Here is a 21,604-nt window from a genome sequence, read left to right on the forward strand (position 1 = left end):
AATCACTTATATATTTATGCTTAAATAAGGGAAAAACACCTTTATGTAAAATGTAAAAAAACAAAAAATAGACACACATGAGAAAAAAAATGACCATTTATGTTAGTGCAATACTTTTTGTATTAGCAAGTATTACAAGCTGTGATGATGATGAAAAAATTAGTCCAGCAGAATTTTCTATTACAGCGATAGAAAAAGATTTTGGAACAATAGAAGTAGAGCAATCGATTAACTACTCATTTAAAGTAACAAATGAGGGAGAGGCAGATTTAGAAATTGATGAATTTGTATTAATAGGAACAAATGCAGCTGATTTTTCAACTAGTGCAGTACCTAAAATAATTAAAAAGGATCAATCGTATAGCTTTGAAATTACCTTTGCTCCTTTAACAGAAGGAGAAAAAGAGGCTATTATAGAAATTACTACCAATATTGGAAAAAAAGAAATTACAGTAACAGGAATTGCAAAACCAAAACCATTACCTGGAGTTGATTTAAGTGCAACAGCGTTGGTTTTCGGAGATGTAGAGGTTAATCAAACAAAAGATGTTATGTTTAGTATAACTAATAGCGGAAGTGCAGATTTAGAAATTACTGCTTTTGAGGTAAAAGGAACAAATGCTTCTGATTTTTCAACTTCAGCAACAGCAGAAACCTTAGCAGCAGGAACAACAAAAACAATTACAGTAACGTTTGCACCAACAGTCGTAGGCGAAAAAACAGCAAGTTTAGAGGTAACAACCAATGCGGGTGTTAAAGCTATTGCTTTAACTGGTAAAGCTACAGCAACACCAATACCTGTAATGGAATTTAGTGAAACACCTATTCGTTTTGGAAATGTAGAGGAAGGGAAAAACGTATCTAAAAACATTACAGTTTCTAATACAGGAAATGCAGATTTAGAGATTACTAATGTAAATATTATAGGAGGTAGTTCTGCATCATTTTTTACAGTAGTAGGAGGTACAAGTTCATTAATAAGAACTATTGCGCCAGGTGATACATATACTTTTGAAGTTAAGTTTACGCCAAGTTCACAAGGATTTGCTTCAGGATCTATTAAATTTTTTAATAATTCTAGTGATAATGAAGCGTCTTTACCAATGAATGGAACAGGAACAGCACCAGCACAACCTGCAATTGCTTTTAGTGAAACTGGATTAGGTTTTGGAGATGTTACAGTAGGTAACTCTTCAAATGATTTAACTTTTGCTATTCAAAATAATGGTCAAGGAAGTTTAGAGGTAAGTAATATTAGAATGAGTGGACTTAACTCTAGTGACTTTACCTTGGTAAATGTATCTGCACCACAAACAATTGCTCCTAATGGTGGCGTTTATGAGGTGACAGCACGTTTTACACCACAATCTGAAGGACAAAAGCAAGCAATGATAGTTGTAGAAAGCAATGATCCTACAAAACCAAGTTATGCTATTATGATTAATGGTACGGGGTTACAAGCCGCAACAGGTACTATTGTAAATATACCAGATACTAATTTTAAAACAGCTTTAGTTGCTAATAACGCTATTAATACTAATGGAGATAGTGAAATTCAAGTGTCAGAAGCTCAGGCTTTCACGGGTGAAATTAAAGTAGACGGATTAAATATCTCAGATGTAACAGGTTTAGAGGCTTTTGTGAATATTACACAGTTTAATGCTGATAATAATTCGTTAACAAGTATAGATTTAAGTCAAAATACAGCATTAAAAAGATTAATCTTAAGAAGAAATAGTTTAACAGCCTTGGATCTTTCAGCTAATACAGCACTAGAAACTATATTAATTGAGGAAAATAGTATTAGTGCAATAGATTTAACAAATCATTCTAGCTTAGAGAATTTTCAATGTGGAGATAATAATATTGCTACTTTATCATTACCAACAACAGCCAATGATTTACGAACTTTATACTTAGAGAAGAATCAAATTAGTACGTTAGATGTTTCTATGTATCCAGATTTAAGAACTTTAGTTGTGTTTGACAACAATTTAACAAGTGTAGATATTTCTAATAATTCGAGAGTTGTTACTTTACATGTTAGACGTAATAATTTAACAAGTTTAAACGTAGCTAATGGTAACAATATAAACTTTATTTATATGGTTGCAGATAATAATGATAACTTAACTTGTATTCAACATGATGCTGGTTTTGATCCTTTAAACCCACCAAATACTCAAGCAAACCAATGGGCTAAGCCATCTGGAGCTTCTTGGAGTACTTCTAGTTGTCAATAAAAAACATTCCCTTTAAATAGTAGTTCAAGAAAGTTACCTGTGTAAAAAAGCAGGTAGCTTCTAATAGCATAAAAACAATAATAGAAATGAAAAAATATATAATATTAGTTTGTTTATTCTTCGCTAGTTTTTTGTTTCATCAAACAGCTAATGCTCAGTTTGGTGGTATGTTAAAAAAAGCTAAGCAAAAAGTAACAAAAAAAATAACAAAGAAAGCTTCTTCATCAATAGAAAAATCAGCTACAAGTTCAACTACTAATTCAACGTCAAATACTAACGAGTACTCAGACGAAGAGTTTAAAAAAGAGTTAGCTAAAAAGTATCCCAACGATAAACAAAAGCAAGATTTTTATTTTAAAAAGTATAAAGAATATCAACAAAAACAAGCAGCAGAAAAAGAAGCTTTGTTAGCTAAAGAAAAAAGTAAAGGAAAAGAAGTAAATAAAATTCCTTCACCAATTGAAAGTAGTGAAAATGATAAATTTAAAGACAATCAAATTTATGTATTAAACAGAACAAAGTTTAAAAAATTACCTGCTTACGATGGTGGTTTTTCTGACAAGATGGAACTGTCTGGTTACTACCATCTATCACAATACTTTGTTAGAAATCCAACAAATCATTTTGATAGAGATCCAGGTGATATTTACGAAGGTTTTTCTATTGAGTACGACCCAGCATCATATCAGTTAAATGCCTATTTTTCACCAAACCAAAAACGTTACGGTGTTGTTCCTGAGAAGTACAGAAAATCTGCCGATAAAGGTAATATTCAATTTCAATTTGGAATGGGGGGTGGACCAGAATGGACGAATACAAATGTGCTTTTATTGGAGCCAGGAGTATTATTAATTGGAGCAGCGGTATATCATAAAAATGATAATGTTGGTCATAAATGGATGAATAATGCCCAACCAAAACAGTTTGTAATTGCGGCAAAAGATCCAGAAAAAATTAAGAAGTATTATAAAAACCCTGAAGTAACTTCTCAAACAACTTTTGCTAAGTTTGATGACTTACGTAAAGATTGGTTAGGAGCAAAGTTAAATAGTGTAACAATGCCAGCTAAAGGAAGTTTTGATAAAAATTCAGCAATTAAAAGAGCAGCTGTAAGTGGATTGAATAAATATTATGGTAAAATGAGTATGCAAAATATATATCAATACATGACATCTAATAGATGGTCAACTGTAAAACATAGAGTAACAGGAGTACCTTTGTATCAATGGGCAGTTGGGGCTGTTGTACAGAAAAATACTGGCGGAAAATGTATGTTGCAACAGTTTATAGTAAGAAAAGACTATACTGGGGGCGGAAAATATGGAAGTCCTTTTTTTAATGGAATTAACAGAGCTAGTGTTAGAGCTCCTTATGGTGGGTATGTAAAATGCAATGCTAAACCTAAAAACTAAATAGATACTTTAAATTAAGAATCGTTGTAAAAGGTGGTGTTTTGCGTATTATTGCATAACCACCTTTTTATTGTAATATTAAATTTGTGAAAAAAACGTTTTATATACTAATTATCATTTCATTTTTTGTTGAAAATATATTTTCGCAAGAACCTTTTTATACACAATTTACATCTGATGATGGATTAGTGTCTTTAGCAAATTATAATATTATACAAGATAAAGATAACCTAGTTTGGGTTGGAGGCGAACAAGGATTGTTTTATTACAACGGTAAAAAGTTTCGACAAGCAAAAAAAACGATTGCTACCACAAAAGGTATTTTTAATTTACAAATAGATAATGAAGGGCAAATTTGGTGCTCAACTATTTCAGGGCATATTTATAAAGTTGTAAATAAAGAGTTACAGTTATTCAAAGATTTTTCTAATGAGCTAAAAGGAACTTATGCGCATTTAATAGTGATGAAAAATGATGTTTTTTTTATATCACAAAGAAATAGCTATCAGGTAGATAAAAAAACAGCATCAATTAAAAAAAACTTAAATGCGCATGTTTCTAAATTTGTAAAAACAAAGAATGGTTTTTTTTATTACAACTTAAAAGAAACTAATACGATAACGCAAGTTTATGAAGAAGAAGGAAAGCCTATTTTTAAAAAAATAAACTTTGATATAGAAAAGAACTGTTTAGATGAGGGAAAATTTCAAATGTTTCAATGGTTTAATGATGTTGTTGTAAAAGTAGATAAAGAAGAATTTAAGGAATTTTCAATTAACATACATACTCGAAAAATTAATAGAGTTAAGTTACCTAAAGCCCTTAAAAAAGCTCAAGTTTATAACACTAAAAAGTTTAAAGAAAATTGGATGCTAACATCAAAAGGTATTTTTATAACTTTTGATAATGAAAAAGCTGATAGTACTAGACAAATTTTTAAAGATTATCATATAACTGATGTTTTAAAGGATAATGAAAATAACTATTGGCTTACCACACTTCAAAATGGTGTTTTTGTTGTGCCAAATTTAGAGATAACAAAAAAAAGTTTTTTAGGAGTAAACGAAGATATTATTTCAATTGAAATTATAGATAAAGACCGTTTATTATTAGGTACTCAAAATGGTAATTTAATTGATTATGATGTGCAAAATAACAGTCATAAAATTATAAAGTTAACTAACCAACGCCCCGTAAATAGAATTAAATACAATAAAACACTTCAAAGAGCATACATAAGTACCAACGGAACCAGTAGCTATATTTATGATTTAAAAAAGCTAAAAATTATTAATCTAGGAGAGCAATTTACAACCGCAAAAGGTTTTGCACAAATAAACAAAGATTCGTTGGTGTATTTATCATACCGTCATGCTGTTATTTATACCCACCTTTCTAAAAAGAATAATAAATATACAGTTTTAGAAAATAAAAGACCAATAAGCACTCATTACGATTTAAAAAATAAACTTATTTATGTAACTTATATTGATGGAGCAGTAATTTATAATAAAAAATTAGAAGCAATTCCTGTGAATTATCAAAATAAACCGATTATTTTTTCAGAATATACTCAAACTACTAATGGTGAAATATGGGCAACAGCAAGAAATAAAATTTTAAAGTTAGCAACAGGAAAAATTACTGATAGCATAACGTTTTCAAATGGATTATTAAAATCTCAGATAAAAGGAATTTTAGGGGAAGGTAATTTTTTATGGATTGTAACAGAAAAAGGGATACAAAGATACGATACAGATAAGCAGCTAATAAAAACAATCAATTTAACAGATAAAAGCACTTTAAAGTTTAAATCTCCCGTAATACAAAACGGTTATTTATGGATACCAGGTAATAATTTCTTATGTTCGGTAAATACCGCTATTTCAGAGTTAAAACAACTAGATTTAGCCCCGTTAGCTTACATAAGTAACGTTAAAATTGGTGGAATTGAACAAGAAATAAAGTCAAAATATAAGTTGCCATATAAAACTAATGATATTACGTTTAATTTTAGTGCTAATGGTTTTAAAGCTAGTGCTAAGAATGTTTTTCAGTATAAACTTTTAGGTTTTAATACAATGTGGCAAACATCTGAGTTGAATGATGATGTGGTAAGATATATTGAAATTCCATCAGGAAAATACGAGTTTTTAATTAGAACCAAAAGTTTAGATGGTAGTATTGGAAAACAAAGTAAAGGTGTTAAAATAATTGTACAAAAACCTTTTTGGAAAAACTGGTGGTTTATTATAATAGTATTTTTAATAGCTGTTTTAGGAGTAATAATATATTACCAAGTTAAATTAAAATGGAAAGAGGAAGAAGGAGAACGAGAATTAGAAAAAGTAATTTTAGATAGTAGAATAAGTAAGTTAAGATTAGAAAACTTGCGCTCACAAATGAATCCTCATTTTATTTTTAATTCTTTAGGAGCTATTCAAGATTATGTAATGAAGAATGAAAAATATTTGGCAAGTGATTATTTAGTTAAGTTTTCTCGTTTAATAAGAATGTATTTAAACCATAGTAGAGTTAATCTAATATCACTTAAAGAAGAACTTAACTCGTTAGAAATATATATAGCTTTAGAACAATTACGATTTGAGAATAAATTTAAAGTAAATTTTTTAGTAGATAAAAAAATTAATACAGAAAAATTTGAAGTTCCTCCATTGTTTTTACAGCCATTTGTAGAAAATGCGATAAAACATGGACTCGTTCATAAAAAAGATCAAGGGAGTTTATTTATTTTAGTTAAAAAAGATTTAAGTAATACTTTAATTATAACTATTGAAGATGATGGTGTTGGGCGAAAAAAATCATCAGAAATTAATAAAAAAAGACAAAGGCATAAATCTTTTGCAGTAAATGCTACTCATGAGCGAGTTGCTTTGTATAAAAAAGAAAAGTTATTTGATATTTTAGTACATTTTACTGATAAAGAAGATGAATATAATAATGCCACAGGAACAATAGTAACACTAAAAATAAAAAGAATTTAATAATGAAAGCTTTAATTATTGATGATGAAACAAAAGCACGTAGTGTAATGAAGACAATGCTTACTGAGTTTTTTCCTGAAATAAATAGTGTTATTACAGCAAATAACTTGGTAAACGGAGTAAAATCAATCCGTGAAAATAATCCTGATATTGTTTTTTTAGATATTGAAATGCCTGAATACTCTGGTTTAGAAATATTAGATTTTATTTCAGAGCCTATAGAGTTTCAATTAATTTTTACAACAGCATATCAACAATACGCCTTAGAAGCATTAAAATTATCGGCAATAGATTATTTGGTAAAACCTATTGATAGAGAAGAGTTACGAGTAGCTATAAATAAAGCTAAAATAAATATTAATCAAAAGAAAGTAAACGCACAATTTTCTGAGTTAAAAAAAGCAATTCAATCATTATCGTCACATAAAATAGCTTTAGAAGTACCGGGAGAAATTATTTTTGTTTCGCATGAAGACATTTTATATTTAGAAGCAGATGGAATGTATACAAAAGTGTATTTAGCGAATAAGGAAAAACAACTAATATGTAAACCATTAGTTTACTTTGAAAATCAACTTCATAATAATAATTTATTTTTTAGGTGCCATAGGTCATTTTTAATAAACCTTCATTACTTAGAAAAGTTTGTGAAAAAAGATGGCGATTTTTTACTGATGCGAAATCAAACAACGATCCCTATTTCAAAAACAAAAAAGCAAGAATTTTTAAAAATTATAAAAGAAGTGTTTTAGATTTGCAAAATGCAATTTTATCAAAAAGAAATTCAATTACCAGTATTTACTAGAGGTTATCATTTAATTACTGATATTTTAGTTGCTGAAATACCTGAAATAAAGAGTATTAAAACAGGACAATTTCAAGCATTTATAAAACATACCTCGGCAAGTTTAACAATTAATGAAAATGCTGATCCAACGGTTCGATTAGATTTTGAATCGCATATTAATAAAATGATTCCTGAAAATATGCCCTATTATAAACACGATTATGAAGGAGCAGATGATATGCCTGCACACATAAAAAGCTCTATGTTGGGTTGCCAAGTGCAAATACCAATAACTAACGGAAAATTAAACTTAGGAATTTGGCAAGGTGTTTATTTAGGTGAGCATAGAAATTACGGAGGAAACAGAATAATTGTAATTAGCATATTTGGCGTTTAATGAAGTATCATAAATTCAATTTTTTTAAATATACCTATTGCGAATTTGAATCTCGGTCAATAGATTTTTTTAAAAATAAATCAGCACATTATCAAAGTAAATCGGGTAGCTTATATTTTTATACAGACGAAGGGGTTTATAGGTATTCAAACCATTGGGGACGTGTAGCAAATTGTCGTTGGAAAATTAAAAATATTGAAGATTACAAAAATCAAAATTATTATGTTGGCTTTGCAAATTGGAATGATTTTTATCCGTTAAATAATTCAGAAAAAGCGTTTTATATAAAAGTAGATTTTTTATTAAAACAAGCTAAAATTAAACGAATTAAAAAAGAAGAAAATAGAGCTTGTTTTTTAATGACTTCAGAGTTTGCGCATCAACGGTTAAAGCAAATTCAAACCTTATTTAAAGAGTATAAATGGGCAACTTATTTTGAAGGTGATATTGAGGTGCTACGCCAACAATTAATCAATAATTTAATAACTACAAACAAAACAATTCAGCAATTAAAAAGAGAATTGTAGTTTTAATAAACACTATTAACACCTAGGCTAAATCCAAAACGAATTTCATTTTCGCTACCAAGCCTTTGAATAGCAATTTTACCTAAAGCAATTTTACCAAATTCACTATTGGTAATTTCTTCATCATTTAAAAATAATTGTCCTGTAAATTGCTTTTGAGTATTGTATTCGCTTTTATCTTTTTTGTTTTGGTACACGTTAATAGATAAAATATTGTTTTTATCGGTGTAACCACAAAAAACACCATAATTATCCCAAAAAATATAATTATTACTTTTAGTAAGTTCTCTATCAGGTTTACCTAAAGCGGTAATTAAAGTATCGTAATTGGTAGGAAATATAATAGGTTTTTCATCAATAAAAATAACATCAGTATCGCATTTAATAACTAAATTTTTTACTTTTTTCTTTTTAAAAAAATTAAACATAATAGTGTGTTTTTATTAAGAGATTACTTTTGTTAAGTTGCGTGCAAATTTAAAGAATAAAACTCAACTTTTCGTTAAATTTGCTAATCTGAAACAAAATCGTTTAAAATGAATATACCTCAAACAAGCTTTCCAAGAATTGTAATTATTGGAGGAGGATTTGCTGGGTTAGCAGCCGCAAGAGGGTTAGAAAAACAAGAACTTCAAGTTGTTTTAATCGATAAACATAACTATCATACATTTCAGCCATTATTATATCAAGTTGCTACTGGCGGCTTAGAGCCAGATAGTATTGCTTTTCCGTTACGTAAACGTTTTAACGATGTAGAAAATTTCTTTTTCCGTTTGGCAGAAGTAACCAATATAGATGCTAAAAAAAATATTTTAAAAACCAGTATTGGCGATTTAGAGTATGATGAGTTGATTATTGCAACCGGGTCAACAACCAATTTTTTTGGGAATACCAATATTCAAAAATATGCGATGGAAATGAAATCGGTTCCGCAAGCATTAAATATTAGAAGTTTGGTGTTAGAAAATTTTGAAGAAGCTTTGTTAGAAACAAATTTAGAAAAGCGAAGAGCTTTAATGAATTTTGTAATTGTTGGCGGCGGACCAACAGGAGTGGAGTTAGCGGGTGCTTTGGCAGAAATGAAAAAAGGAATTTTACCAAAAGATTATCCTGATTTAGACATCCGTCAGATGAAAATAAACTTAATTCAAAGTTCAGGAGAGTTGTTAAAAGGAATGAGTAAAAAAGCATCAGAAAAAGCAGAAGATTTTTTAATAAAATTAGGTGTTGATGTTTGGAAAGATCTTCGTGTTTTAGATTATGACGGAACAACCGTAACCACAAATGGGAATGATAATTTTACCGCAGAAACAGTAATTTGGGCGGCTGGTGTAAAAGGTGAGTTTGTAAATGGATTGGAACAAGAATGTTTGGTTGAAAGAGCAAATAGGTTTAAAGTTGATGTATATAATAAAGTAATAGGTTACAAAAATATATACGCTATTGGTGATGTAGCGTGTATGGAAACCGAAAAATATAAATTTGGACATCCAATGATGGCGCAACCTGCCATTCAGCAAGGAATATTGTTGGCTAAAAATATGTTAGCAAATTTTAAAGGAAAAAAACAAAAACCTTTTAAGTATAATGATAAAGGAGCGATGGCTACCATTGGTAGAAATAAAGCGGTGGTAGATTTACCTAAATTAAAATTTCAAGGCGTTTTTGCTTGGTTTGTGTGGATGTTTGTACACTTGTTTTCTTTAATAGGTTATAGAAATAAAGTAATTGTGTTTATGAACTGGGTGTACAATTACATTCGTTTTGATAGAGAAACAAGGTTAATTATTCGTCCTTATAAAAATAAGAATAAACACAGTTTTAAATCGTAAAAATGAGTATTACTAAAAATATAAAATGCCCTAATTGCGGATTGTTTAATACCAATAAAGAGTATTGTGAAAATTGTAATACCTTAATTTCTCACGAAAAAAAAAGAGCTTTAAAAAAAGAAGCTTTTAAAAATGCAGAAGTAGCCAAGGCGATACATAAAATAGAAAATCCAAATTTAGCAGAGCGTTTAAAAAAGCACCCATTTTTTTTGTATAAAATTATAGGTTGGATTTTGTATTCAGCTTTTTTAGTTGTTAGTATAATTGGTGGTGCATTGGCTTGGTTTATTACCATGGTAGCTGCGGGATAAAATGAAAAAAACAATACAAATTTATTATGTTTTTTCAATACTATTAGGGTCAGTTGTTTATTTGGCTCAAAAATCAGCAATGAAACTTCCTAAGGTTGTTCAGTTTTATTTGAATGATTTTTTAATAATTCCGATATTATTAATAAGTAGTTTATTTGTTTTAAGGTGGAGTAAAAATGATGAAAATTATCAAATACCTGTTTGGGTAATCGTATATATTTGTTGTGCTTACGGATTTTTATACGAATATGTTTTACCTAAAATTAATCTACGATATACTGCGGATATAATAGATGTGATTTTATATTTTATAAGCGGATTTATCTTTTATTTTCTTCAAAAAAACGAAAAAATAAAATAAGAAAACGACTAAATTTTAATTAGTAACTTTACAGTGTAATTAAACGTTAAATTGATAAATAATGAACGAAAATACGGTTGTTAAAACAATGCCTGAATTACAATTAGCTTATATTAATCATCAAGGAAATATAAATTTAATTGGTAATACGTACGGTAAATTAATGCAATGGGCTTTTCCTAAAGGATTAATGCAGCAAGAAAATTTACGTATGGTAACAATTTATCACGATAGCCCAAAAATAACAGCGCCAGATAAGGTAAGAATAAGTGCTTGTATGACGCTCGAAACAAGCGTAAATCCATCAGAAGAAGTACAATTACGAACCTTACCAGCAACAAAATGTGTAGTTGCGCGTTTTGAAATTGTTACAGAAGAATTTGAAAAAGCTTGGGAAAATAGCTTTATTTGGATGAATGAACATGGTTATAAAAAAGGACCTCAAGATCCGTTTGGTATTTATTATAACAATCCAGAGGAACATCCAGAGAAAAAATGTATTGTAGATATTTGTATTCCTGTTGAATAAAAAATTAGTATAAATTTATTTCAGAAACTCATTGTGTAAAAAGTAGTACTTATAAGTGTCTGAAATAAATTTAAATTGTTGTTTTTAAGTTAAAACAATGTACTAAAAGCATCCATGTTTTTTTTAGCTTCCGGATGAATTTCTTTGCCATCACTTGTAAACCAAGTATGAGTGTCTCCTAAATAATTCATGCCTAAATAATTTGCGCTTTCTATAAATGGCATGGTAAAGCCAGTTTTTAAATCATTTTCGCCCGAGTTGCTAATCATCGCCATATTTTTACCTCGCATTAGCCTACCTAAATCCTTTTTATAGTGTAGTAAGTCAGACATTCTATCAAAAAAAGTTTTTAAAATTCCGCTCATGTTATACCAATAAACTGGCGTAGCAAAAATAATAGTGTCGTATTTCTTTGCAATAGTTTCCATTAACGGAATAAAATCGTCGTTGGCATTGCTAAAATCGTATTCGAAATACCCAATATTTTTAGTTTTTAAATCAATAATATCAAAATCGTTATTTTTATTTAAATATTCGATAATCGTACTTGTGTTACCGTTACTTTTTGCGCTTCCTTGTATAATTACAGTTTTATGTATCATATTTTTTATTTTGATGCTAAATTTCAGAAATTAAATTAAAAACAGATTTAATCTTTGATTGTAAAAATTGATAAATCCCAAGGAAAAATCAATCGTAAAAGGAGATATTTTTTGTATTTTTATACTATAAATAAGCCACGTAAATGAATATTGATGCCTATAAATTTTCGCAAGAAGTAACCTTAAGCGATTTCGAAACCAAACAAGTTGATGAAAACGCTAAAAAGAAGCTTAAAAAAGAGCGAAAAGAGATTAGTAAATTACAAGATACGATGTATGCCGAAGGTAAATATAGTATGTTAATTTGCATACAAGGCATGGATACTTCAGGTAAAGATAGCTTAATAAGAGAGGTTTTTAAAGATGTAAATGCGCGTGGAGTGGTAGTGCATAGTTTTAAAGTGCCAACAGAGTTAGAGTTACAGCACGATTTTTTATGGCGTCATTACATTGCTTTGCCTGCTAAAGGAAAAATTGGTGTTTTTAATAGAACGCATTACGAAAACGTGTTGGTTACCAGAGTGCATCCTGAATATATTTTAGGTGAAAATATTCCCACAATAAAAACTTTAGATGATTTAAATGATGATTTTTACCACACCAGAATGGATAGAATCAATCAGTTTGAAAAACATTTATCTGATAGCGGAACTATTATTTTAAAGTTCTTTTTAAACGTATCAAAAGACGAACAAAAAAATAGATTACTACGTCGTTTAAATATTGCTGATAAAAACTGGAAATTTTCTTCGGGAGATTTAAAAGAGCGTAACCTTTGGGATAAATATCAAAAATGTTACGAAGATTTGTTAAGCAGAACAGCAACTTATTACGCACCTTGGTATATAATACCTGCGGATGATAAGCCAACTGCAAGATATATTGTAGGTAAAACAATTAGCGAAGAATTAAAAAAGTATGGTTTTAAAAAACCAGCTTTAGCACAAAAAGATTTAGATAAAATAGATGAGTTTAAAGCTCAGTTAAATAACGAATAATTGCCAAAAAAAGATGGAATTAAACTTAACAAAACCAATTATATTTTTCGATTTAGAAACAACCGGAATTAATATAGCAAAAGATAGAGTTGTAGAAATATCAATATTAAAAGTGTTTCCGAACGGAAATAAAGAAAGTAAAACATGGTTGGTAAATCCAGAAGTTGAAATACCAAAAGAATCATCAGAAATTCATGGAATTACCAACGAAAAAGTAGCCAACGAACCTACTTTTAAAGAATTGGCGCTAAGCATAAATGAAATGATTACAGGTTGTGATTTGGCAGGTTTTAATTCTAACCGATTTGATATCCCGCTTTTAGCGGAAGAATTAATGCGTGCAGGAATCGATTTTGATATGAAAAATCGTAAAGCGATAGATGTACAGGTAATTTTTCATAAAAAAGAGCAACGTACGTTAAGTGCTGGTTACCAGTTTTATTGCGGAAAAGAATTGGTAGGTGCACATGGAGCAGAAGCAGATACCAATGCAACTTACGAAATCTTATTAGCACAATTAGATAAATATGATGATATTGAAAACACAGTTGATGCTTTAAGTGATTATTCAACACACGGTAAAAGAGCCGATTTTGCAGGTTTTATTTTGATGAATGATGATGATAAAGAAATTTTTTCTTTCGGAAAATATAAGGGAAGAACAGTAGAGGAGGTGTTTAAAGAAAATCCAGGATACAATGCTTGGATTCAGAATGCTGATTTTCCATTATACACCAAAAAAGTATTACGCGAAATTAAAGAACGTATGGCAGCACCTAAAAAGAAAATGACAGACAAAGAGAAGTTAGCTGCCCTACAACAAAAATTTAATTTAAGATAATCTTTAACATCGGTTTAAGAAAAGTAGCAGTAATAATTGTTAATTTAGAGACTATAAAAAACAGTAATAATGTTTACAGAATATACAAATTTACCAAACAATTCTAGAGTTTGGGTTTATCAAGCAGATAGAGAATTTACAATAGAAGAAGTTGAATATATTTGCGCAAAAGCGATTCTTTTTATTGATAGTTGGACACGACATGGAGATGATTTAAAAGGATCATTTACCATTAAGTACAATCAGTTTTTAGCATTAGCAGTAGATGAAAGTTTTAACAATGTTTCAGGTTGTTCTATTGATGCTTCTGTACGTTTTGTTAAAGAACTAGAAAAGGAGTTAAATTTAGATTTAATGAACAAAATGAACGTTTCTTTTAAAGATGGTGAAAATATTAATACTGTAAAACTTCCAGATTTTCAGCAGTTTGCAAAAGAGCAAAAAATAACTTCAAAAACAATTGTGTTTAACAATATGATAAATACTAAAGAAGACTTTGATAACAACTGGGAAGTAACCGCCGATAAAAGTTGGCACAAACGCTTTTTGGTATAACTATTGATTTTAATTACAATATAGTTTTTTGCAAAAGAAAGAGATAAAATGAAGAAAAAGATATTTTTAATACTAGCCTTAGTACTAGTACAAATACTACAAGCACAGCAAACGGATCCGTTATTGGCTAAAGATGCCGATAAACAAGCTGTTTGGGTAGATAGTATTATGAACTCTATGTCGATTGATGAAAAAATCGGACAGTTATTTATGATACAAGCTTACTCTAATAAAGATAAAAAGCATGAAAATTTTATAAAAAATATGCTTACCAAATATCATGTTGGTAACATTATTTTTATGCAAGGAACTCCTGAAAAGCAGGTAGTTTTAAATAATAAATATCAAGAAACAGCTAAAGTTCCTTTATTGGTTGGTTTTGATGGTGAGTGGGGATTAGACATGCGTTTAAAAAACACCTATCGTTTTCCTTGGAACATGACATTGGGGGCAATTAAAGACAATCAACTTTTAGAAGCAACGGGAAAAAGAATTGGTGAACATTGTAAAAGAGTTGGAATTCATATAAACTTTGCGCCAGTTGTAGATATTAATACAAACCCAAAAAATCCGATTATAGGAAATCGTTCTTTTGGAGAAAATAAAGAAAATGTAACCGAAAAAGCAATCGCCTTTACTAAAGGAATGCAAAGTGTAGGAGTGTTAGCAAATGCAAAACATTTTCCTGGTCATGGAGATACCGCAGCAGATTCACATCATACTTTACCAACAGTTAGTTTTAACGAACAGCGTTTAGATTCGGTTGAATTATATCCGTATAAAAAAATGTTTAAAAAAGGAGTTGCAAGTGTAATGACAGCACATTTAAGTATTCCGTTTTTAGAACCAAATCCAAAATTACCATCGTCATTATCTAAAAATGTAGTAACAACTTTATTGCAAGAAAAATTAGGCTTTAAAGGGTTGATTATTACGGATGGATTAAATATGAAAGGAGCTGCAAATTATTCAACTCCCGCACAAATTGATGTTGCAGCAGTTTTAGCAGGAAATGATATTTTACTAATTCCGCAAGATGTTCCAGGATCAGTAAGGTTACTAAAAAAGGCTTTAGCAGATGGTAAATTAACTGAAGCTCGTTTAGATTATTCAGTAAAAAAAATATTAAAAGCAAAGTATTTAGTTGGTCTTTATAATTATAAGTCTATTAAGTTAAAAAACTTATCAAAAGATCTTAATTCACCTAATGATGAGGTTTTACATCGAAAATTGATAAAAAAATCAATTACTGTTGTTAAAAATCAAGAAGGAATTTTACCAATTACCGATTTAAAAAACAAAAAAATAGCATACGTTCATTTAGGCGATGACAAAGGAAGTTCTTTTGTTAAGATGTTAAAAAATTATACAAATATTGATGTTGTTTCTGATAAACATTTAAGTGTATTAAAGCAAAAGTTGGTAAAATACAATTTGGTTATTATTGGGTTTCATAAATCGAATAAAAATCCATGGAAAGGGTATAAGTTTTCAAACAAAAACTTAGTTTGGTTACAAGAAATAGCTAGAGATAAAAAAGTAATTCTAGATGTTTTTACGAGTCCGTATAGTTTATTACAAGTAAAATCGTTTGAAAATATTGAAGGGCTTGTAGTGTCGTATCAAAACAGTCTTTTATCACAAGAATTATCAGCACAAGCTTTATTTGGCGCTTTTGATTTAAATGGGAAGTTGCCAGTATCTATAAAAGAAAATTTTAAAGAAGGAACCGGTAGTTTTGTAAAAGGAACCAAAGTTTTACAATATACAATTCCAGAAGAAGCAGGAGTTTCATCAGAAAAATTATCAATCATTGATAAAAGAATTGATACTATTTTAAAAGAAAAAATGGCACCTGGCGGTCAAATATTTGTAGCTAAAAACGGAAAAGTAATTTATAATAAAAGCTTTGGATATCATACTTTATCAAAAAAAAGAGCTGTAAAAAAATCCGATATTTACGATTTAGCCTCTTTAACTAAAATACTAGCATCTTTACCAATGATAATGAAAGCAGAAGAGGATAAAAAAATTAGCTTATTTTCTAGCTTAGGTGATGTTTTACCTCGATATAAAGATTCTAATAAAGATACTTTATTGTTAAAAGAAGTGTTGTCTCATTACGGAAGATTACGTTCTTGGATTCCTTTTTACTTGAGTACTAAAGATGAGGAGACAGGAAAAAATTCAGTAAAATATTATAGAAAAAAACGAACAGGAAAGTTTAATATAAAAGTTGCTAATAACTTATATTTAAATAAAAGTTATAAAGATTCTATATACCAACATATTGTTGATGCAGAGCAGCGAAAGAGAGTAGGTTATAAGTATAGTGATTTAGGGTATTATATGTTTAAAGAAATTTTAGAAAAAAAATATAAAAAGCCTTTAAATAAGTTAGTTGAAGATCAGTTTTACAGTTCGTTAGGAGCAAATAGAACGACTTATTTACCACTTAATAAATTTGGTAAATCGGTAATTGTGCCTACTGAAAAAGATAATTATTACAGAAATCAATTAGTACATGGCTATGTGCATGACATGGGAGCGGCTATGTTAGGTGGAGTTGGAGGTCATGCAGGGTTGTTTTCAAATGCAAATGATGTAGGTAAAATTATGCAAATGTATTTACAGCAAGGTTTTTACGGAGGAAAGCAATATTTAAAAGCAGAAACTGTACAAAAGTTTAATCAACGCTATTATGAAAATAAAAAAGTACGAAGAGGTTTAGGTTTTGATAAGCCACAGTTAAATCCAAAGGTAAAAGCAACTTGTGGTTGTGTTTCTGATAAAAGTTTTGGACATAGCGGTTTTACGGGTACTTACACTTGGGCAGATCCTGCAACAGATATTGTATATGTGTTTTTATCAAACAGAATATATCCTACAATGAGAAATAGAGGTTTAATTAGAAGTAATATACGAACTAAAATTCAAGAAGATATTCAAAACGCTATCTTGATGTCGGAGTAGTACTTAATTTAGTGTAAAAAAGAATAACACAAAGAGAGAAAATAAGATACAAACAAGCAATTTTCCATCCATAAAATAACTTTAGAACAAAACTTTGTAATAAGTAAAACAAAGGAATAAGCACAATATTTACACCAAATCTAAAAGTATCAATAAATTCAATTTCTGTTACTTTTTTACGTAACAATTTCCAGATTATAAACGGAATAACACTGTTTATAATTAAAATGTAATATAAAAAAGAGGCGTAGTTTTTACTACGCTTTTTTTGTTTAGGAAACTCTGAATTTTTAATAATAGCATTTATAGTAGCTACTTTAGTAAAATCTACTTGAGCATTATTTAATTTTTGTAAAATAGATTTATAGGCATCATCGTTTTTAATATGAACACTTAATTCTTCTAATTGATTTGCAACTAATTCTTTTATTTTGTTTGCTGATTGTGGCAGATTATTTTTATCGTAATAGTTATTTGCTAAAATAGGTTTTCCAAAATTTAAAACAACTTTTGATGGATAACTAGAAGCGTTTTGGTAGGTAATACCAATAGGAATAATATGAATTTTTGTAGTTGGATAATTGTCTAAAGTACCAAAAACAATCCTTGTAAAACCTTTACTTAAAGGTCTAATAGTTCTGTCTTTACAATGGCTTCCTTCAGGGAAAATTAACAAGGTTTTGTTGTTTTTTAATATGTTTTGACATTGATTAAAAATAGCTTCATTTTTAGGTAATTGTTTTATCCCATCTCTGATGCGATATATAGGCATCATTCCTAATAAATCAAAGAATTTAGCTAAAATGGCTTTTTTAAAAACTGCAGCTCGAACTAAAAAATGTGTTTTTCTTTTAATGTGAGTAGCTATAAATAAAGGGTCAATTAAGCCATTAGGATGATTTGCAGTAAAAAGAACAGCTTCGTTTTTAGGAATATTTTCGGCACCTAAAACGATTGTTTTTTTTGTGTAAAAAAACAATCCAGTTTTAATAAAAATTTTAAAAAGGTTATATAAAATTGTTTTCATTTATTGTTTTTTTCGTCCCCAATAAGTTGCTAGAATCATTCCTGAAAAAATATCCCAAATTCCCCAAAAAGCAGCTAATAAAGCCATACCACCTAAGCCTTCAAAAAATCCAAAAATTAATAACAAACCTAATCCACCATTCTGAATTCCAGTTTCAATGGCAATTGTTTTAGAGTCAGCTTTATTTAATCCAAAAATTTTAGCAGTTAAAAAACCTAAGATATAAGCAAATATATTATGGAATATTACTAAAAATAATACAAGGTGAATATAATTTGTAAAAACGGTTAAGTTTTGAGAAAAAGCAATGGCGATTAAAATAATAAATACAGTCATAGAAAGAGGTTTTAGTACTTTTTCTATTTTTTTTGCCATTACTGAATGATAATGTTTTATTAGCATTCCGATAATTAAAGGGATTCCAAGTATTAAAGAAACGAGTTTAAAAAGTTCAAAAGGATTTAACTCTACGGTTTTTAAAATAGCACTTGTTGGCTCGTATAAACTTCCCCAAAAGTGTAAGTTAACAGGAGTCATAACAATACAAATAAGGGTTGCAAAAGCAGTTAAACTTACCGATAAAGCAGCATTACCACCAGCCATTTTACTAAAAAAGTTAGAAACATTTCCGCCAGGACAAGCAGCAATCATCATCATACCTAAAGCAAAACTAGGGTGTGGATTTAAAATTAGTATTATTAAAAAAGTAGCCGCAGGTAGTAATATAAATTGAGACAAAACACCTACAAAAAGAATTTTAGGGTTTTTTAAAAGACGTTTAAAATCATTAATAGTTATTCCTAATGAAACCCCAAACATTATAATAGCAATTGCTATATTTAAAATCCACAAACCACTAGTGTCAAAATTTATTTTGATACTGTCAATAGGTAATTCATTAATATTTAAAGGCATATTCTATAATGTTTGATCCCATTTTTAGAGCTTTTTCTCTAGTTTTTTTAGGATTGTTGTGTATTTCAGAGTCTTCCCATCCGTCATTTAAATCGCTTTCATAATCGTAAAAAACCACTAAGCGACCTTTGTGAAATAAACCAAAACCTTGAGCTCTTTTTTTATCATGCTCATGTATTTTAGGAAGTCCTTTAGGAAAAGAAAAAGTTTGATGATAAATAGGGTGATTATTTGGTAACTCTTGTAAGTTTGATTTTGGGAATAACTTTTTTAATTCTCTTCTAATATATTTATCCAAACCGTAATTATCAGAAATATGTAAAAAACCACCCGATATTAGATAGTTTCGCAGTATTATAATTTCGCTTTCTGTAAAAAAAACATTTCCATGACCAGTTATAAATACCATAGGGTAATTATTAATGGTTTCATCTTTTAAACTAACTGTTTTAATTTTGGTGTTAATAGCTGTATTGGTAAACCTGTTACTAAATTTAATTAAATTGGGTAAAGCAGTAGGATTGGCATACCAGTCGCCACCACCGCCATAATTTAAGACAGCTATTTCTTGAGAAGAAACAATGGTATAATTTAAAAGAAATAAGAAGAAAATAATTTTTTTCATTAAGGTGTGCTAATATTGAAGCAATATAATAAAAGAACAATAAAAAACACCAATAAAAATATTGGTGTTTTCTTTCCCCTTAAAAAGAAATTATATGTTTTTTTTAAAACTCCCCTTGTTTTATATACATTAACATAATTTCCGATACCAAATATATAAGTCTTTTAAAAAAGTTGAGTTCGAAATCATCCAAATAGCTAAAAATATTTTATTGTTTGGGTGATAAAAACGCATGAACGACACTTTTTTGCATATAAAAAGCACTAATATTTCTATCAGTGCTCATATTCTTCTTCATTATTAAGATAAATCTTAATTTTTTTGTTTGTTATAACTATTAAAAAGAAAACCCCTTCAAAAATTTTCAATTTTATTAATTGTAACAATTATAAGGTAAATATAGTTTTTATTTCTAATTCTGCAGTTCGGAATCGTCCAAATTGGGTGATTTCGAACTGTAATTTTAAGTAGTCTTATGTTTTGGGTTGCAATAATTGTAGCTTTTTAAATTGAACAGGAGTGTGTCCAGATTGTTTTTTAAACACTGTATAAAATGTAGATTTAGAGTTAAAACCAGATTCGAGTCCTATAGAAGTTATCGTATAATTTGAGTAATCTGCGTCGAGTAATAATTTTTTAGCTTGTTCAACTCTTTTTTCATTTAAATAATCGGTAAAAGATTTTCCAGCAATATTATTAATTATTAAAGAAAGTGTACTAGAACCCAACTCTGTGTCTTTAGATAAATTTTGTAAGGTGTATTTTGGTAAAAGGTATTTTTTATTTTTATTAATAAAATTATTTATTTCTACAAATTGTTCTTTATGTTTTTCTGATGAAGTGTCTTCTGAACTTAACTTAATCGTTTCAACGTTTAAATCATCATCTAAATCTAAAAAAAGTGATTCTCTTATTTTTTTACGTTCTTTTAAAATTCTTATTTGTTTTAATCCTTGTACACCTAACCAATAAATTAATAAAGTGGTATAAATTCTAAGTGGATAATAAGAAAATAAAAAACCTGTAAAATTCATTTTTACTTTAATAACTAAAGCAAGTATCCATAAAACATAGCCTATTGCGGTGAGTTTAAAAAAAGTATGAATCCATTTTAAATTATCAAAAGAAACTATTTTAGTAAATAGATTTTCTTTTTTATATAAGGTGTAAAATGAATAGATAAAGATACTTAATGAAACAAATAAGCTAAATAACTCTTCAAAAGAAGTGTATCGTTCGTAGATGTAATTTAAATTTTCTTGAGATGTTAAATTACGTTTACTATACACAAAAATTATTTGTGTGATAATGATTATTAAAAATAACGGAATTATTATTTTTAAAATATTATAGAACTTTTTATGCAGATTTAAATAGTGGATTAAAAACATATACAAAAATGGCATGGCTAAAAAATGCCAAGGAATTTGTAAATAATCTAAAACAAATTTATATTGAAATAGCGACCTTTCTAAAGCCCAAGATTGTATGTTGTTTAATGAAATAGCGAGTATTAAGAGATTTAAAAAAAGCATGCTTTTTTCTCTTCCGTTTTTTGAACAAAAAAGAATAATACTAAGTGTAAATCCGTGTAATGCACTAACAATTAAAAAAAGGTTAAATAAGTCGGTAGTATTCAATAGCGATGATTTTATATCAAAGCT

The 21,604-nt window shown here is 28.7% G+C and carries 20 protein-coding genes; 14 read left to right on the forward strand and 6 right to left on the reverse strand.

Features of this window, described 5'->3' with window-relative positions; genetic code table 11:
- Nucleotides 1-77: 77 nt before the first annotated feature.
- The 6 genes from ACN5J5_RS10010 to ACN5J5_RS10035 all read left to right on the forward strand — a co-directional run bounded on the left by ACN5J5_RS10010 (nt 78) and on the right by ACN5J5_RS10035 (nt 8,371).
- Complete coding sequence (locus tag ACN5J5_RS10010) at nt 78-2,243, forward strand: choice-of-anchor D domain-containing protein (protein WP_418644765.1); 2,166 nt, start codon at nt 78-80, stop codon at nt 2,241-2,243.
- Between the two features lie 86 nt (nt 2,244-2,329).
- Nucleotides 2,330-3,655 (forward strand): hypothetical protein, encoded by a 1,326-nt coding sequence (locus ACN5J5_RS10015; protein WP_418644766.1) that lies wholly within the window; start codon nt 2,330-2,332, stop codon nt 3,653-3,655.
- A gap of 86 nt (nt 3,656-3,741) precedes the next feature.
- Nucleotides 3,742-6,660: a histidine kinase gene (locus tag ACN5J5_RS10020; RefSeq protein WP_418644767.1), complete on the forward strand. Its 2,919-nt coding sequence runs from the start codon at nt 3,742-3,744 to the stop codon at nt 6,658-6,660.
- Nucleotides 6,661-6,662: 2 nt separating this feature from the next.
- Nucleotides 6,663-7,412 carry a LytR/AlgR family response regulator transcription factor gene (locus ACN5J5_RS10025; RefSeq protein ID WP_418644768.1) on the forward strand — a complete coding sequence of 250 codons (750 nt, stop codon included), beginning with the start codon at nt 6,663-6,665 and terminating at the stop codon, nt 7,410-7,412.
- 9 nt (nt 7,413-7,421) lie between these two features.
- Nucleotides 7,422-7,844, forward strand: coding sequence for a secondary thiamine-phosphate synthase enzyme YjbQ (locus ACN5J5_RS10030; RefSeq protein ID WP_418644769.1), 423 nt, complete (start codon nt 7,422-7,424; stop codon nt 7,842-7,844).
- Nucleotides 7,844-8,371, forward strand: coding sequence for a hypothetical protein (locus ACN5J5_RS10035; protein ID WP_418644770.1), 528 nt, complete (start codon nt 7,844-7,846; stop codon nt 8,369-8,371). The genes ACN5J5_RS10030 and ACN5J5_RS10035 overlap by 1 nt, the downstream gene beginning before the upstream one ends.
- Before the next feature lie 2 nt (nt 8,372-8,373).
- Here ACN5J5_RS10035 and ACN5J5_RS10040 read toward each other — a convergent pair whose 3' ends face one another.
- Nucleotides 8,374-8,799, reverse strand: a complete 426-nt coding sequence (locus tag ACN5J5_RS10040; RefSeq protein ID WP_418644771.1) for a hypothetical protein — start codon at nt 8,797-8,799, stop codon at nt 8,374-8,376.
- Between the two features lie 108 nt (nt 8,800-8,907).
- On the opposite strand from ACN5J5_RS10040, the gene ACN5J5_RS10045 reads away from it, so the two are divergent.
- From ACN5J5_RS10045 to ACN5J5_RS10060, 4 genes are all read left to right on the forward strand, one after another.
- Nucleotides 8,908-10,203: an NAD(P)/FAD-dependent oxidoreductase gene (locus tag ACN5J5_RS10045; protein WP_418644772.1), complete on the forward strand. Its 1,296-nt coding sequence runs from the start codon at nt 8,908-8,910 to the stop codon at nt 10,201-10,203.
- 2 nt (nt 10,204-10,205) lie between these two features.
- Nucleotides 10,206-10,514, forward strand: coding sequence for a hypothetical protein (locus tag ACN5J5_RS10050; RefSeq protein WP_418644773.1), 309 nt, complete (start codon nt 10,206-10,208; stop codon nt 10,512-10,514).
- A 1-nt stretch (nt 10,515) separates the two neighbouring features.
- Nucleotides 10,516-10,875, forward strand: coding sequence for a hypothetical protein (locus ACN5J5_RS10055; protein WP_418644774.1), 360 nt, complete (start codon nt 10,516-10,518; stop codon nt 10,873-10,875).
- Between the two features lie 61 nt (nt 10,876-10,936).
- Entirely contained in the window at nt 10,937-11,404 is a 468-nt protein-coding gene (locus ACN5J5_RS10060) for an AraC family transcriptional regulator (protein ID WP_418644775.1), read from the forward strand.
- 89 nt (nt 11,405-11,493) lie between these two features.
- On the opposite strand, the gene ACN5J5_RS10065 is transcribed toward ACN5J5_RS10060, so the two are convergent.
- A complete protein-coding gene (locus tag ACN5J5_RS10065) occupies nt 11,494-12,006 on the reverse strand; it encodes a flavodoxin family protein (protein ID WP_418644776.1) in 513 nt (170 codons plus the stop codon).
- Nucleotides 12,007-12,149: 143 nt separating this feature from the next.
- Between ACN5J5_RS10065 and ACN5J5_RS10070 the strand changes: the two genes are divergently transcribed.
- From ACN5J5_RS10070 to ACN5J5_RS10085, 4 genes are all read left to right on the forward strand, one after another.
- Complete coding sequence (locus ACN5J5_RS10070) at nt 12,150-13,004, forward strand: PPK2 family polyphosphate kinase (protein WP_418644777.1); 855 nt, start codon at nt 12,150-12,152, stop codon at nt 13,002-13,004.
- 13 nt (nt 13,005-13,017) lie between these two features.
- Nucleotides 13,018-13,845, forward strand: a complete 828-nt coding sequence (locus ACN5J5_RS10075; protein WP_418644778.1) for an exonuclease domain-containing protein — start codon at nt 13,018-13,020, stop codon at nt 13,843-13,845.
- 69 nt (nt 13,846-13,914) lie between these two features.
- Nucleotides 13,915-14,400, forward strand: a complete 486-nt coding sequence (locus tag ACN5J5_RS10080; protein WP_418644779.1) for an ABC transporter ATPase — start codon at nt 13,915-13,917, stop codon at nt 14,398-14,400.
- 48 nt (nt 14,401-14,448) lie between these two features.
- Nucleotides 14,449-17,373 carry a glycoside hydrolase family 3 N-terminal domain-containing protein gene (locus tag ACN5J5_RS10085; RefSeq protein WP_418644780.1) on the forward strand — a complete coding sequence of 975 codons (2,925 nt, stop codon included), beginning with the start codon at nt 14,449-14,451 and terminating at the stop codon, nt 17,371-17,373.
- Here the strand turns inward: ACN5J5_RS10085 and ACN5J5_RS10090 are convergent.
- The 4 genes from ACN5J5_RS10090 to ACN5J5_RS10105 all read right to left on the reverse strand — a co-directional run bounded on the left by ACN5J5_RS10090 (nt 17,354) and on the right by ACN5J5_RS10105 (nt 21,580).
- Nucleotides 17,354-18,400: a lysophospholipid acyltransferase family protein gene (locus ACN5J5_RS10090; protein ID WP_418644781.1), complete on the reverse strand. Its 1,047-nt coding sequence runs from the start codon at nt 18,398-18,400 to the stop codon at nt 17,354-17,356. The two genes, ACN5J5_RS10085 and ACN5J5_RS10090, sit on opposite strands and share 20 nt — an antisense overlap.
- On the reverse strand, nt 18,401-19,315 hold the full coding sequence (locus ACN5J5_RS10095; protein WP_418644782.1) for a bile acid:sodium symporter family protein: 915 nt from the start codon (nt 19,313-19,315) through the stop codon (nt 18,401-18,403).
- Nucleotides 19,299-19,940: a DUF4159 domain-containing protein gene (locus ACN5J5_RS10100; protein ID WP_418644783.1), complete on the reverse strand. Its 642-nt coding sequence runs from the start codon at nt 19,938-19,940 to the stop codon at nt 19,299-19,301. The genes ACN5J5_RS10095 and ACN5J5_RS10100 overlap by 17 nt, the downstream gene beginning before the upstream one ends.
- Nucleotides 19,941-20,413: 473 nt before the next feature.
- Nucleotides 20,414-21,580, reverse strand: a complete 1,167-nt coding sequence (locus tag ACN5J5_RS10105) for a helix-turn-helix domain-containing protein (RefSeq protein WP_418644784.1) — start codon at nt 21,578-21,580, stop codon at nt 20,414-20,416.
- Between the last annotated feature and the right edge of the window lie 24 nt (nt 21,581-21,604).

The sequence above is a fragment of the Tenacibaculum insulae genome (genome assembly GCF_964512435.1).
In the GTDB taxonomy this organism is placed as follows: Bacteria; Bacteroidota; Bacteroidia; order Flavobacteriales; family Flavobacteriaceae; genus Polaribacter; species Polaribacter insulae_A.